The following is a 12,220-nucleotide window of genomic DNA, read 5'->3' on the forward strand; positions in this document are numbered from 1 at the left end:
CTTGACCGTAACCGAACGCTGGCGCTTGACTGCTGCACTCGTGCGGTCGGCAGTGTCGCCGGCCTCGCGGGCGCGGTGCCGGGCGGTCGCGCTGCTCGCGGGCCAACTGCCGCCGCTGGTACACCGGTTCGGCGCGGTGCTGACGGGCGGCGTGGCCCGCATCCTCTTCGACGTGCTGGTCACCAGCGTGCCGCTGCCCCGTACCCGGCCGACCCCGGGCGGCTGCCCGCTGCGGGAGATCTGCCCCATGGCGCCGTCGGCGCGCGGCCGCGAGGAGCTCACGGAGCTGGTTAATCTGTGAGATATGCCGGAATTGCCCGAAGTTGAAGCGCTCCGTGGCTTCCTCGCCACACATCTCGTCGGCCACCGGATCGCCCGCGCGCTGCCCGTCGCGATCAGCGTCCTCAAGACGTACGACCCGCCGGTCGGCGCCCTCGACGGACGGACGGTCACCGCGGTGGGGCGGTACGGCAAGTTCCTCGACATCGACGCCGACGGCCTCCATCTGGCGGTCCATCTGGCCCGCGCCGGCTGGCTGCGCTGGCAGGACGCGCTGCCCACCGAGCCGCCGCGCCCCGGCAAGGGCCCACTGGCGCTGCGGGTCGCGCTGGAGGGCGGCGCCGGGTTCGACCTGACCGAGGCGGGCACCCGCAAGAGCCTCGCCGCGTACCTGGTCCACGACCCGCGCGAGGTGCCCGGTATCGCCCGGCTCGGGCCCGACCCGCTCGCCCCCGGCTTCGGCCGTGACCGGTTCGCCGGGCTGCTCGCGGGGGAGCGGCGCCGGCTCAAGGGCGCGCTGCGCGACCAGTCGCTGATCGCCGGGATCGGCAACGCCTACAGCGACGAGATCCTCCACGTGGCGCGGATGTCGCCGTTCAAGCCGGTGGACCGGCTCACCGAGGACGAGATCACCACGCTGTACGAGGCGGTCCGCGCCACCCTCACCGACGCGGTGGAGCGCTCGCACGGGCTCGGGGCGGGCCGTCTCAAGGCGGAGAAGAAGAGCGGGATGCGGGTGCACGGCCGGACCGGCGAGCCCTGCCCGGTCTGCGGCGACACCGTCCGCGAGGTCTCCTTCGCGGACTCCTCGCTCCAGTACTGCGCCACCTGCCAGACCGGCGGCAAGATCCTCGCCGACCGCCGGATGTCCAAGCTGCTCAAGTAGGCGGACCTGTGGAAGTCCGGTGCGGGGAACCGCGCGACCGGCCACAGACACCCGCGGCCGACGCACGCCGTTTCCAGCGGCGCGCCCAGCCCTCCCCGTCAGGCGGAACCCGCCCCGCCCTCACCCCGATCTGGTGAGCGTCGCGAGCCGGGCCCCGTCCTGGGTCCGTACCTCGAAGCGGGAGATGTCGGCGGGCGCCAGCGCCGCGGCCCCCCGCATCGTCACCCGGGCCCCGTCCCGTACCGCCCAGGTCGCCACCGTGTTCTCCTCGCCGCCGCGCCCCACCGCGACCAGCGTGCACACCGCGGGGCCGCGCACCCCGCCCACGTCGAGCCCGACGTCGGTGCCGAACCCGGTGGGCGCGGCCGCCAGCGTCGCCGTCACGCCGGGCGCCGACGCGGTCGCCGTCCAGTGCGGCGCGGCCGGGTCCGCCATCAGGTTCAGGGCGGCGAAGGGCGCGCCCACCACCAGCGCCGCCGCGGCCACCATGAGGCCGAGCCGCCTTCTGCGCTGCGCCCGCATCCGGACGCCGACCGCGCCGAGCGCCGAGTGCAGCAGCCCGGGCGACGGCGCGGCGACCGGATCCACCCCGGGGGGCGTCCAGCGGGCGTACGCGGCGAGCAGCGCCTCCACGCTCCCGAGCTCCTCCAGCAGGTGTGCGCAGTGCGCGCACCCCGCCAGGTGCTCCTCGAAGCGGAAGGTGTCGGCGACACCGAGCACACCGAGCGCGTACGCTCCGACGTCCCGGTGGAGTTCCAGCGGCCTCATGCCGTCTGGTACGCAGACGGCGGCCCAATCACTCAAGTCACACGAGAAGGGACAGTAAGGAGTCGGCGCACCTACAATCCGACCGCATGCTGCGCGTACTGGCCGTCGACGACGAAGCCCCCGCCCTCGAAGAGCTTCTGTACCTCCTGCGCGCCGATCCGAGGATCCGCAGCGCCGAGGGCGCCACCGGGGCCACCGACGCGCTGCGCCTGATCGGGGGCGCGCTGGACGCCGGGCCCGACGACGAACAGGGCGTCGACGTCGTCTTCCTCGACATCCACATGGCGGGGCTCACCGGACTCGACATCGCCCGGCTGCTCGCCGGGTTCGCCCGGCCGCCGCTGATCGTCTTCGTCACCGCGCACGAGGGCTTCGCCGTCCAGGCGTTCGACCTGAAGGCGGTCGACTACGTACTCAAGCCCGTCCGCAGGGAGCGGCTCGCGGAGGCGGTGCGCCGGGTGGCGGAGATGACGGGCGACCGGACCCCGTCGGTCCCGGAGGTCCATGAGTCCCCGGCGGCCCACATAGCCGTCGAGCTCGGTGGAGTCACCCGGTTCCTGGCCGTCGCCGACATCGCGTACGCCGAGGCGCAGGGCGACTACGCCCGGCTGCACACCGGCTCAGGCAGCCACCTCGTGCGCGTGCCGCTCTCCACGCTGGAGGGCCGCTGGCGCGCGCACGGGTTCGTGCGCATCCACCGCAGCCATCTCGTGGCGCTCTCCAGGATCGACGAACTGCGCCTGGAGGCGGGCAGTATGACCGTCCGCATCGGCGGGGCCGAGCTCCCCGTCAGCCGCCGCCATGCGCGTACCCTCCGCGACCAGCTGCTGCGTCGCGGCGGTCGCTGACGATCCGCGCGCCTGTGTTCTGATGGTGCGTCAGAACAGATGGATCGACAGATGCCCGAGCGGCAGGCCGAGTTCCCACGCCGGGGTCCACACCCGCGGCTCGTCCTCGGTCTCGGCCCGCGGGTCGAGACCGCCCGGCACCACCGCGTCCAGGTCCGCGGCCAGCAGCTCGGTCTCCTCCAGCCACCGCCACGCGTCCCGCGCCAGTGCCAGGTCGGGGCCGGACCCGGCCGCCTCCCGCTCCCGAAGGCGCTCGCGGACCCAGCTGTGCCACGGCCGGCCGGCCGCGGTGAGCGAACTCCACTCGTCGAGCCGGGCCACCACCCGCGCGCCACCGACCGCGCCGTCCGACAGGAAGATCGTCAACGCCAAGGCGTTGCGTCCGGCCCTGAATTCGAGCGTCGTCGGCGGCATCAGATCGCCGGTGCGCAGTAATTCGTCGGCGATGTACTCCGCGTACATCCATGCCATCGGCACCAGCAGCTCGCCACCACTGGTCCCGTTCGTACCCTCCGGACGCATTCCGTCTCGCCTCTTTCATCGACTGTCCAGGCGCTCCAGGGAGCTCCAGGGAGCATTGAACCGGGGGCGCGTGCCCGCCGTGGCCAGAAGGGCAGGATCCGTCGTCCCACACGAGGTGCCCATGCATGTGCGGCAGTTGCTCGGCGCGTACGTCCTCGGCGCCCTCGCGCCGGACGAGGACCGCCGGGTCGCCGGTCATCTGCGCATCTGCTCCGGCTGCCGCGCGGCCTACCTGGAGGTCGCGGAGGCACCCTCGATGCTGGCCCTGCTCTCCGAGGAGGACCTGGCGGACGGGCCGCCGGACGAGTAGCCCGGCAGGGCCCGCGCCAGGGCCCGCAGAGCATAGTACGAACGGGACTTGACGGTGCCGCACGGCACCCCCAGGACTTCGGCCGCCTCGGCCACGCTCAGCCCCCGGAAGTAGATCTGCGCCAGCACCGCCCGGTGCCCGGGGTTCAGGGTGCGCACCGCGTCCCGTACGTCAAGCGTCGCCGCCGACCGCTCGGCGTGGTCGTCCTGCGCCTCCACGCGCGCGTCGAGCGTGGCGTCGTGGACCTCGGCCGGCCGCGCCTGCCGGTTCCTGCGGGCGTCGATCGCGAGGCGTCGCCCGACGGTGAACAGCCACGGCCGCATCGAGGCGTACGGGCCCTCGAACGCCTCCGGGTGCTGCCAGGCCCGGACCAGCGTCTCCTGGAGCAGATCCTCGGCGCGCTGCCGGTCGCCGTAGGTGAGGCCGAGCAGGAAGTGCATCAGGGCGGGGCCGTGCTCGCGCTGGAGCGCCGCCAGATCGGGCTCGCGGGTGTACCGCCGCGGCGGCGCCGCACCTCGTGGGGCCGCATCCGAGAAATCCGTGCTCACCGTGGCGCTCCCTTCCCGAGAATCCGCAGGCCGCAGCCCGTATCCGAGCGCAGCCGGGCGCGAAGGGACAGCCGCCGGACCACCACATGCGACGAACGGTCGAATGGAGCGGCGAATGGTGCGGCGAACGGTTGGGGAATCGGGTCAAATATGCATGATATGGATATCTGATAACCCATCAGACATTTCCGACCCATGGAGCCCGGTGCCATGACCAGCAGAACGAGCCGGCGGACGGCGGCCGTCGCGGCCCTCGCCCTCGCCGCGACCGCCGGGTGCGCGGCGGAGCACCCCGCCCCCGCGCGCCTGCCGCACCACCAGGACTCCGAGCGGCCCGGCACGCCGTCGCCGGCCGGCGGCTCGGCGGCGGCGGGGCCGCGCGCGTTCACGCTGGTCGCGACCGGTGACGTACTGCCGCACTCCTCGACCATCGAGCGCGCCGCGGCCGACGCGAGCGGCGACGGCTACGACTTCCGGCCGATGCTCGCCGGGGTCAGGCCGCTGATCTCCCGGGCGGACCTGGCGATCTGTCATATGGAGACGGTGTACGGGCCGGACGGCGGGCCCTTCACCGGCTATCCGGCGTTCAAGTCGCCGCCGCAGGTGGCCGCCGCGCTCAAGGACGCCGGGTACGACTCCTGCTCGACCGCGTCCAACCACAGCCTCGACGACGGGGCCGACGGGATCGCCCGGACCCTGCGCGCCTTCGACAAGGCGGGCCTCAAGCACACCGGTTCGGGCCGCACCGCCACCGAGTCCGCGACACCCGCCCTGCTGGAGGCGGGCGGCGCCAAGGTCGCCCAGCTGGCGTACACCTACGACACCAACGGCTATCCGATGCCCGACGGGCAGCCGTGGGCCGTCCACCTCATCGACGAGCAGAAGATCCTCGCGGACGCGCGCGCGGCCCGCAGGGCGGGGGCCGACGTGGTCGTCGTCAGCCTCCACTGGGGCACCGAGTGGCAGACCGAGCCCGACGAGCAGCAGCTCCAGCTGGGCAAGGAGCTCACCGCGTCCCGCACCGGCGGCCGCCCCGACATCGACCTGATCCTGGGCACGCACGCGCACATCCCGCAGGCGTACGAGAAGGTCAACGGCACCTGGATCGTCTACGGCGAGGGCGACCAGATCGCCGGGGAGATGTTCAACAACACCGGCGCGCGCGACCCGCGCGGCAACATGAGCTCCATCGCCCGCTTCACGTTCGCGCCGCCCGTGCGGGCGGGGGCGCGCTGGGAGGTCACCAAGGCGGAGTTCGTCCCCCAGTGGGTCGACGCGGACCGCGGCCGTGTCGTCAACCTCCCCGAGGCCCTGCGCACCTCCCCCGACCGGGAGGACTACCGCACGGCCGAGGCGGGGATCCGGGAGGCGGTGCTGGGCCGCGGGGCGGCGAGGGACGGGTTGCGGATGGCGACGGGGTAGGGCTGCGCCCCGGACCCCGTTCGTCCGCGGACCGTGCTGGGTTGCCCGCGCAGTTCCCCGCGCCCCTGGGGGTCGGGGTCGCCGGGGTTGCCGCAGGGATCGCCCCGCAGGGGCGCGTTCAGGGGCGCGGGGAACTGCGCGACCAGCCACAGACGGTCCGCGGACAAAGACCGGGCTGACGCTACGGCACCACCGTCACCGGCCAGCGGCCCGCCTTCACCAGGCGGATCGCCACCGAGCCGATGATGCGGTGGCCCGCCGACTCCGACGCGCCCACCACCACCGCGTCCGCCTTGAGCTCGTCGGCGGCCGTCACCAGGCCCCCGTACGCGTCGCCGCGCAGGGTGTGGAACTCCCAGCGCACGGTCCAGATGTCCCTCACCCGTTCCGCCGCCGCGCGGATCTCCTCGGCGAGGCCCTCGGCGATCTCCTCGGTGGTGTCGGCGATCGGTGCCCCCATCGCGGCGCCCGCGGTCACCAGCGGCTGGACGTAGACCACCGCGAGCAGCGCGTGCTGGCGCCGGGCCAGACCGCTCGCGTACGCCGCCGCGCGCAGCGAGGAGTCGGAGCCGTCCACCCCGACGACGATGACCTTGGGACCGTCCGTACCGCGTTCGAAGGATGCAGTCACGCCATCGAGGCTAGCCGCACGCCGGGGCGCGTCCGACAGGCGGCCCGGCGTGCCGCTCCCTAGAGTGCAAGGCATGAGTGTCAGCGAGGAGACGCCCATACCGGCACGGGCCCGGACGCCCTCGCGGTCCCGGTTCCTGAGCCGGGTGCCGGAGGCCTTCGCGATGTTCTTCGCCGGGCTCGGGCTGTTCTGCGGGGCCATCGCGCTGGTGCCCGTCCTGCGCAGATGGCTGCGGCCGGTCTCCTGGTTCCTCGACCGGGTCACCGTCCCCGTCAGCGCCAACCTCGCCTACGCCGTCTTCCTGCTGCTGCTCGCCGCCGCGATCGGCGCCCGCAAGAAGGTCGCCTGGTGGCTGGTGGTCGGCTACCTCGGGCTGCTCTTCCTCGCCGACGCGCTGCTCGTCGCCGTCGCCGAGTGGATGTGGGCCGCCAACGGCATCGTGTGCGGGGCCGCGCTTCTCGTGCTGATCCTGGCGCGCGGCGAGTTCTACGCCGAGACCCGGCGCGGCGCCGTCCACCGGGCGCTGCTCGTCCTGGTGCTCGGGCTCGCCGCGGGCATCCTGGCCGGCTGGGGTCTGGTGGAGATCTTCCCCGGTACGCTCCCGCGCGGCCAGCGGCTGCTGTGGGCCACCAACCGGGTGCTCGGCGGGCTCGCCTCCAACGGCCAGTTCGACGGCCGCCCGCCCCGCCCGCTCTACTTCTTCCTCGGCCTCTTCGGCGCGATCGCCCTGCTCAGCGCGGCCACCACGCTCTTCCGCTCGCAGCGCATGGAGGCCGCGCTGCACGGCGACGAGGAGCCGCGCATCCGGGCCCTGCTGCGCGCCTACGGCCGGGAGGACTCGCTCGGCTACTTCGCCACCCGCCGCGACAAGGCGGTCGTGTTCTCGCCGAACGGCAAGGCGGCCGTCACCTACCGGGTGGAGGCCGGGGTCGCGCTGGCCAGCGGCGACCCGGTGGGCGACCCCGGGGCGTGGGGGCCCGCCATCGCCGCCTGGCTGGACGTGGCCAGGAAGTACGCCTGGGCGCCCGCCGTGATGGGCGCCTCCGAGGAGGGCGCCACCGTCTACGCCCGGCAAGGTCTGGGCGCCATGCAGCTGGGCGACGAGGCGATCCTGTACGTCGCCCGGTTCGACCTGGACGGCCGCGAGATGCGGGTCACCCGGCAGGCCGTGCGCCGGGTCGCCCGCACCGGCGCCACCACCCGGATCCGCCGCCACTCGGCGCTCACCGACCAGGAGATGGGCCAGATCGTCGACCGGGCCGACGCCTGGCGCGACACCGAGACCGAACGCGGCTTCTCCATGGCCCTCGACCGCCTCGGCGACCCGGCCGACGGGGACTGTCTGCTCGTGGAGGCCTTCGCCGCCGACGGCACGCTCACCGCGCTGCTCTCGTTCGTGCCGTGGGGCCCGGACGGCATCTCGCTGGACCTGATGCGGCGCGACCGCAGCGCGCCCAACGGCGTCATGGAGTTCATGGTGGCCGAGCTCTGCGCGTACGCGCCGAAGCTGGGCGTACGGCGGATCTCGCTCAACTTCGCCGTGTTCCGCTCCGCCTTCGAGGAGGGCGCCCGGATCGGTGCGGGCCCGGTGCTGCGGCTGTGGCGCAGGCTGCTGCTGTTCTTCTCCAAATGGTGGCAGCTGGAGGCGCTGTACCGGTCGAACGTGAAGTACCAGCCGCAGTGGTTCCCGCGCTTCCTCTGCTACGGGGACGCGGGCTCGCTCGCCCGCGTGGGGCTCGCCTCCGGCATCGCCGAGGGCTTCGTCTCCGTACCCAGTCTGCGCAAGCTGTGGGGCAAGGGGCACCCCAGGGGCGTGACCAGCCCGGGCACCACCGAGGGCCTGCCGTCCATCGAGGCGCTCGGCCTGTCCGAGCCGGGCGCCGAGGGGGCGGGGGAGCGGCAGCTGCCCGAGCAGGTGCGGGTGCGCCACCGCAAGCTGGAGCGGCTGCGCGCCGAGGGCGCCGAACCGTATCCGGTGGTCATCCCGCCGCGCACGCACACCCTGGCGAAGCTGCGGGAGGCCGGTGCGGGAACGGCCGCCACGGTGGCCGGGCGCGTCATGGCCGTACGCGATTTCGGCGGGGTCGTCTTCGTCGTGCTGCGCGACTGGTCGGGCGACCTCCAGCTGGCGCTCACCCGGGACGGCACGGGCGCGGAGGTCCTCGACCACTTCACCCGCGATGTCGACCTCGGCGACCACATCACCGCCACGGGCACCACCGGCACCACGGCCAAGGGCGAGTACTCGCTCTTCGCCACCGGCTGGCAGATGACCGGAAAGTGTCTGCGCCCGCTGCCCGACAAACGGCTCGGCCTGGCCGACCCCGAGGCCCGGGTACGCCGCCGCTACCTCGACCTGGTGGCCAGGCCCGAGGCCCGCGACGTCGTACGGGCCCGCTCCACCGCGGTCCAGGCGCTGCGCCAGGGCCTGCTGGACCGCGGCTATCTGGAGGTCGAGACCCCGATGCTCCAGCAGATCCACGGAGGCGCCAACGCCCGCCCCTTCACCACCCACATCAACGCCTACGACCTGGACCTGTATCTGCGGATCGCCCCCGAGCTGTATCTGAAGCGGCTCTGCGTCGGCGGGGTCGAGAAGGTCTTCGAGATGGGCCGCACCTTCCGCAACGAGGGCGTCTCGTACAAGCACAACCCCGAGTTCACGATGCTGGAGGCCTACCAGGCCTTCGCCGACTACGACGTGATGCTCGATCTGACCCGCGAGCTCATCCAGGGCGCGGCGACGGCCGCGTTCGGCGCGCCGGTGGCGCACAAGGCCGGGCCCGACGGGCGGCTCGTGGAGCACGACATCTCCGGCCCGTGGCCGGTCAAGACGCTGTACGGGGCGCTCTCCGAGGCGCTGGGCGAGGAGGTCGGCGCCGACACCGACGAGCGGGAGCTGCGCCGGCTGTGCGACCGGGCCGGGATCCCGCACACGCCCGAGAACACCAGGGGCGATGTGGCCCTGGAGATGTACGAACGGCTGGTCGAGGAGAAGACCCAGCTGCCCACGTTCTACAAGGACTTCCCGACCGACGTCTCGCCGCTCACCCGTCAGCACCGCCGTGACCCCCGGCTGGCCGAGCGCTGGGACCTGGTGGCGTTCGGCACCGAACTGGGCACCGCCTACTCGGAGTTGACCGACCCGGTGGAGCAGCGGCGGCGGCTCACCGCGCAGTCGCTCCTCGCTGCGGGCGGCGACCCGGAGGCGATGGAACTGGACGAGGAGTTCCTGGACGCGCTGGAGTACGCCATGCCGCCCACCGGCGGGCTCGGCATCGGCGTGGACCGGCTCGTCATGTTCCTCACCGGTCTGACGATCCGTGAGACACTGCCGTTCCCGCTGGTGCGGCGCCACTGAGCCTCGGACGTCAACGGTCCGCCCCGGGTGCGTCCCAACGGGTGTTTTCGGCCGTGCGGGCGGTGCGCTTCAGCCGCCGGGGCCGTGTGCCGTGCGAGCCATGGCTCATGAAAAAGGATGAGATGCTCCCCGGGCGGCGCACGCTCCTGCGCGTCGGCGCCTGCCTGGGAGCCGCCGCCGCCCTGCGGATGCTGACCGCCGAGGACACCGGCGCGCCGGAGGGCGGGGCCACGGGAGCGGCCGCCGGGCCCGCCGCCGGCCCGCAGGCCGCCGCGCCCCGGCTGAAGTCCACCGCGTACCGCCTCGAACCGATGACCGCCGAGGCCCCGCCGCAGTACCGCACCGCGCTGCCGCCGGTGCGGCGCCGGCCGTTCCTGAGCATGCCCCAGCTCGGCCCCGACACCATGGTGCTGACCTTCGACGACGGCCCCGACCCGCGCTACACGCCGGAGATCCTGCGGACCCTGCGCGAGCACGACGTACGCGCGATGTTCTTCGTCTGCGGCGAGATGGCCACCGACAACCGCGACCTGCTGCGCGAGATGCGCGACGACGGGCATGTGATCGGCAACCACTCCTGGACCCATCCGTTGCTCATCACGATGTCGCGGGACGCGGTACGCGACGAGATGACCCGCACCAGCGAGGTGATCGAGGAGGTGCTCGGCGAGCGGCCGCAGTGGTTCCGCGCGCCCTACGGCGCCTGGAACCGCAACTCGTTCCAGATCGGCGCCGAACTCGGCATGGAGCCGATGGGCTGGACCCTCGACACGCTCGACTGGACGACGCCCGGCACCGACACGATCGTGCGCCGGATCCGGGACGGCGCCGCCCCGGGCGTCGTGGTGCTCTCGCACGACGCCGGGGGCGACCGCTCGCAGAGCGTGGCGGCGCTGCGCACCTATCTGCCCCGGCTGCTCACCTCGGGCTACCACCTGCGCGTACCGCCCAAGCGGCGCTGAGGCCGGGCCGGTTCAGCGGGTGGCGACCATGCGGGCGAAGACGACCACGTTGCCGTCGTAGCCCTTGGCGCGGGTGAAGCCGCCCCCGCAGGTGATCACCCGCAGCTCCGGGTGCCCGGTGTCGCCGTACACCTGGGCACCCGGGAAGTTGTTCTTGTCGTAGACCTCGACGCCGTACACCTCGAAGACGGCCACGTGCCCGTCGTAGCGGGTCACCTCGACGTGGTTGCCCTTCCTGAGCGAGCCCAGGCCGTAGAAGACGGCGGGGCCCCGCAGGGTGTCGACGTGGCCGACCATGACGGCGGTGCCGCTCTGGCCGGGGGAGATCGCGTTCTGGTACCAGCCCGCCAGATTGGGGTCGTCCGGCGGAGGCGCCTGCACCCAGCCGTCCTGGTCGATGCCGACCTCGATGACCGGGGCGTCGACCTTGATCGCGCCGATCTTGATCCGGGAGGCCGGCGCGTACGTCAGCGGCTCGACCGGGGTGAGGGACGTGGCGGGGACGAACACCTCCTGCCTGCCCGTCAGGGCTGCCGCCGCCGCGGGCTGCGGGGGGCCCATCGTGACGTCGGCGCCGTTCCGCATCAGAGCCAGACCGGTGAGCATCACCAGGGCGAGCGCTCCCCACGGCGACCGCCTGCGATGCTCCGAGCCGCCCTCTTCCTGCCGCATCTCGCTCCCTCCAAAGCCCTCCGTGGCACCTGTAGGCACGGTAAGGGCGTGATCGCACTCCGGCGATCAGGGAGGTGCGAACGGGTGGTGACGGGGGTGACGGCTCCCTCGGGGCGCCGTCCGGGGCGGTACCCCGGGGTGACCCATCCGTGTCATGGTCCGATAAAAGTTCTGACGGTCTGTGACCTGCGGGTCCGTCAGATCGGAGGTGCGTTCACCGGCGTGTCGGCTCACCAGGGTGGACCAGCGCGACATGCGAGGTGAAGAGCGTCCGGTGAGGGTTCGTGATGGGAGGCGTACTCGTCGAATTTCCCGGAGCACGGCTTTGGGGCGCCCTCCCTCGGAGGTTCAACCATGCGTGCTGCACGCGCTCTCCCGGTGGCCGTGGCCGCCTTCGCGGCGGTGGGGCTCTCGGCCCCACTCGCCTCCGCCAACTTCGGCCCGAGCAACGTCACCGTCAACCCCAGCGCGGTGCACCCGGGCTCCACGCTGACGATCACGGCCAACGGCTGCGGTCACGGCGGCATCGTGACGTCGAACGCCTTTTCCCCGACGTCCCTCTCGGGCGGGGACACCGGATTCGCGACCGCCAGGATCCACGACCACATCACCCCCGGGGCGTACAACCTGTCGGTCCGCTGCAACGACAACCCCAGAACGGAGACGCGCAGCTTCACCGTGCTCCCCGGCCGTGGCGCGATGGGCGGGCTCGGCGGCTCCGCCGGTCCGACCCAGACCGAGATGGCCGTGGGCGGGTCCCTGGTGGCTCTGGCCGCCATCGGCGGTGCCGTGTTCGTGGCAAGGCGCCGCCGCACGACCGGCGGCCGGGTCTGACCGGCCGAACCTCCCGGACAGAGCCGAACCGCCCGTCGCCCCGAGTCCTGGCAAGGACTGCCGGCCGACCACCGGCTCCTCATTGGCAAGGCCGTCCAGGAGGCCGAAGAACAGCGCGGGGACGACCACGACGACGACACCCTCGTCCGACTGCGCCTCATGCGAGCCGAATACGAC

Annotated in this window: 13 protein-coding genes; 8 read left to right on the top strand and 5 right to left on the bottom strand. The window is 73.1% G+C overall.

The genetic code is table 11. The features are described 5' to 3' along the window. Window positions 1–25: 25 nt before the first annotated feature. Both ACFWA7_RS28445 and ACFWA7_RS28450 read left to right on the top strand, forming a co-directional pair. Window positions 26–301 (top strand): hypothetical protein, encoded by a 276-nt coding sequence (locus tag ACFWA7_RS28445; protein ID WP_385825865.1) that lies wholly within the window; start codon window positions 26–28, stop codon window positions 299–301. Window positions 302–304: 3 nt separating this feature from the next. Then, a complete protein-coding gene (locus ACFWA7_RS28450) occupies window positions 305–1,165 on the top strand; it encodes an Fpg/Nei family DNA glycosylase (protein ID WP_385825867.1) in 861 nt (286 codons plus the stop codon). A gap of 120 nt (window positions 1,166–1,285) precedes the next feature. On the opposite strand, the gene ACFWA7_RS28455 is transcribed toward ACFWA7_RS28450, so the two are convergent. Continuing rightward, window positions 1,286–1,933, bottom strand: coding sequence for a zf-HC2 domain-containing protein (locus ACFWA7_RS28455; RefSeq protein ID WP_385543442.1), 648 nt, complete (start codon window positions 1,931–1,933; stop codon window positions 1,286–1,288). Window positions 1,934–2,019: 86 nt separating this feature from the next. Between ACFWA7_RS28455 and ACFWA7_RS28460 the strand changes: the two genes are divergently transcribed. Beyond that, window positions 2,020–2,781 (top strand): LytR/AlgR family response regulator transcription factor, encoded by a 762-nt coding sequence (locus ACFWA7_RS28460; protein ID WP_385543445.1) that lies wholly within the window; start codon window positions 2,020–2,022, stop codon window positions 2,779–2,781. Between the two features lie 30 nt (window positions 2,782–2,811). Here the strand turns inward: ACFWA7_RS28460 and ACFWA7_RS28465 are convergent, their stop codons facing one another. Then, window positions 2,812–3,303 (bottom strand): hypothetical protein, encoded by a 492-nt coding sequence (locus ACFWA7_RS28465; protein WP_385825869.1) that lies wholly within the window; start codon window positions 3,301–3,303, stop codon window positions 2,812–2,814. A 121-nt stretch (window positions 3,304–3,424) separates the two neighbouring features. Here ACFWA7_RS28465 and ACFWA7_RS28470 point away from each other — a divergent pair, with 121 nt between their 5' ends. Beyond that, window positions 3,425–3,613, top strand: coding sequence for a zf-HC2 domain-containing protein (locus ACFWA7_RS28470; protein ID WP_385543451.1), 189 nt, complete (start codon window positions 3,425–3,427; stop codon window positions 3,611–3,613). On the opposite strand, the gene ACFWA7_RS28475 is transcribed toward ACFWA7_RS28470, so the two are convergent. Continuing rightward, entirely contained in the window at window positions 3,532–4,053 is a 522-nt protein-coding gene (locus ACFWA7_RS28475; protein ID WP_385825877.1) for a sigma-70 family RNA polymerase sigma factor, read from the bottom strand. The genes ACFWA7_RS28470 and ACFWA7_RS28475 overlap by 82 nt on opposite strands. Before the next feature lie 318 nt (window positions 4,054–4,371). Here ACFWA7_RS28475 and ACFWA7_RS28480 point away from each other — a divergent pair, with 318 nt between their 5' ends. Next, a complete protein-coding gene (locus ACFWA7_RS28480) occupies window positions 4,372–5,583 on the top strand; it encodes a CapA family protein (protein WP_385543456.1) in 1,212 nt (403 codons plus the stop codon). 181 nt (window positions 5,584–5,764) lie between these two features. On the opposite strand, the gene ACFWA7_RS28485 is transcribed toward ACFWA7_RS28480, so the two are convergent. Further along, the gene (locus tag ACFWA7_RS28485) at window positions 5,765–6,289 is read right to left on the bottom strand and encodes a universal stress protein (RefSeq protein ID WP_385543459.1); all 525 of its coding nucleotides are present in this window, start codon (window positions 6,287–6,289) and stop codon (window positions 5,765–5,767) included. Here ACFWA7_RS28485 and lysX point away from each other — a divergent pair. Both lysX and ACFWA7_RS28495 read left to right on the top strand, forming a co-directional pair. Further along, window positions 6,288–9,575, top strand: a complete 3,288-nt coding sequence (gene lysX, locus ACFWA7_RS28490; RefSeq protein WP_385543462.1) for a bifunctional lysylphosphatidylglycerol synthetase/lysine--tRNA ligase LysX — start codon at window positions 6,288–6,290, stop codon at window positions 9,573–9,575. The genes ACFWA7_RS28485 and lysX overlap by 2 nt on opposite strands. 107 nt (window positions 9,576–9,682) lie before the next feature. Further along, window positions 9,683–10,537 carry a polysaccharide deacetylase family protein gene (locus ACFWA7_RS28495; RefSeq protein WP_385825871.1) on the top strand — a complete coding sequence of 285 codons (855 nt, stop codon included), beginning with the start codon at window positions 9,683–9,685 and terminating at the stop codon, window positions 10,535–10,537. A gap of 12 nt (window positions 10,538–10,549) precedes the next feature. On the opposite strand, the gene ACFWA7_RS28500 is transcribed toward ACFWA7_RS28495, so the two are convergent. After that, window positions 10,550–11,209 carry a class F sortase gene (locus ACFWA7_RS28500; RefSeq protein ID WP_385825873.1) on the bottom strand — a complete coding sequence of 220 codons (660 nt, stop codon included), beginning with the start codon at window positions 11,207–11,209 and terminating at the stop codon, window positions 10,550–10,552. Window positions 11,210–11,563: 354 nt separating this feature from the next. Here ACFWA7_RS28500 and ACFWA7_RS28505 point away from each other — a divergent pair, with 354 nt between their 5' ends. Beyond that, a complete protein-coding gene (locus ACFWA7_RS28505) occupies window positions 11,564–12,043 on the top strand; it encodes a hypothetical protein (protein WP_385543470.1) in 480 nt (159 codons plus the stop codon). Window positions 12,044–12,220 lie beyond the last annotated feature (177 nt).

Origin of the sequence: Streptomyces sp. NPDC059994 (assembly GCF_042737755.1) — a bacterium.
Taxonomy (GTDB): domain Bacteria; phylum Actinomycetota; class Actinomycetes; order Streptomycetales; family Streptomycetaceae; genus Streptomyces.

What these genes read in the sequence shown, in the direction of transcription:
- ACFWA7_RS28450 (WP_385825867.1), top strand. Translation starts at nt 305, where the DNA reads ATGCCGGAATTGCCCGAAGTTGAAGCGCTCCGTGGCTTCCTCGCCACA.
- ACFWA7_RS28455 (WP_385543442.1), bottom strand. Translation starts at nt 1,933, where the DNA reads ATGAGGCCGCTGGAACTCCACCGGGACGTCGGAGCGTACGCGCTCGGT.
- ACFWA7_RS28460 (WP_385543445.1), top strand. Translation starts at nt 2,020, where the DNA reads ATGCTGCGCGTACTGGCCGTCGACGACGAAGCCCCCGCCCTCGAAGAG.
- ACFWA7_RS28465 (WP_385825869.1), bottom strand. Translation starts at nt 3,303, where the DNA reads ATGCGTCCGGAGGGTACGAACGGGACCAGTGGTGGCGAGCTGCTGGTG.
- ACFWA7_RS28470 (WP_385543451.1), top strand. Translation starts at nt 3,425, where the DNA reads ATGCATGTGCGGCAGTTGCTCGGCGCGTACGTCCTCGGCGCCCTCGCG.
- ACFWA7_RS28475 (WP_385825877.1), bottom strand. Translation starts at nt 4,053, where the DNA reads ATGCACTTCCTGCTCGGCCTCACCTACGGCGACCGGCAGCGCGCCGAG.
- ACFWA7_RS28480 (WP_385543456.1), top strand. Translation starts at nt 4,372, where the DNA reads ATGACCAGCAGAACGAGCCGGCGGACGGCGGCCGTCGCGGCCCTCGCC.
- lysX (WP_385543462.1), top strand. Translation starts at nt 6,288, where the DNA reads ATGAGTGTCAGCGAGGAGACGCCCATACCGGCACGGGCCCGGACGCCC.
- ACFWA7_RS28485 (WP_385543459.1), bottom strand. Translation starts at nt 6,289, where the DNA reads ATGCCTTGCACTCTAGGGAGCGGCACGCCGGGCCGCCTGTCGGACGCG.
- ACFWA7_RS28495 (WP_385825871.1), top strand. Translation starts at nt 9,683, where the DNA reads ATGAAAAAGGATGAGATGCTCCCCGGGCGGCGCACGCTCCTGCGCGTC.
- ACFWA7_RS28500 (WP_385825873.1), bottom strand. Translation starts at nt 11,209, where the DNA reads ATGCGGCAGGAAGAGGGCGGCTCGGAGCATCGCAGGCGGTCGCCGTGG.
- ACFWA7_RS28505 (WP_385543470.1), top strand. Translation starts at nt 11,564, where the DNA reads ATGCGTGCTGCACGCGCTCTCCCGGTGGCCGTGGCCGCCTTCGCGGCG.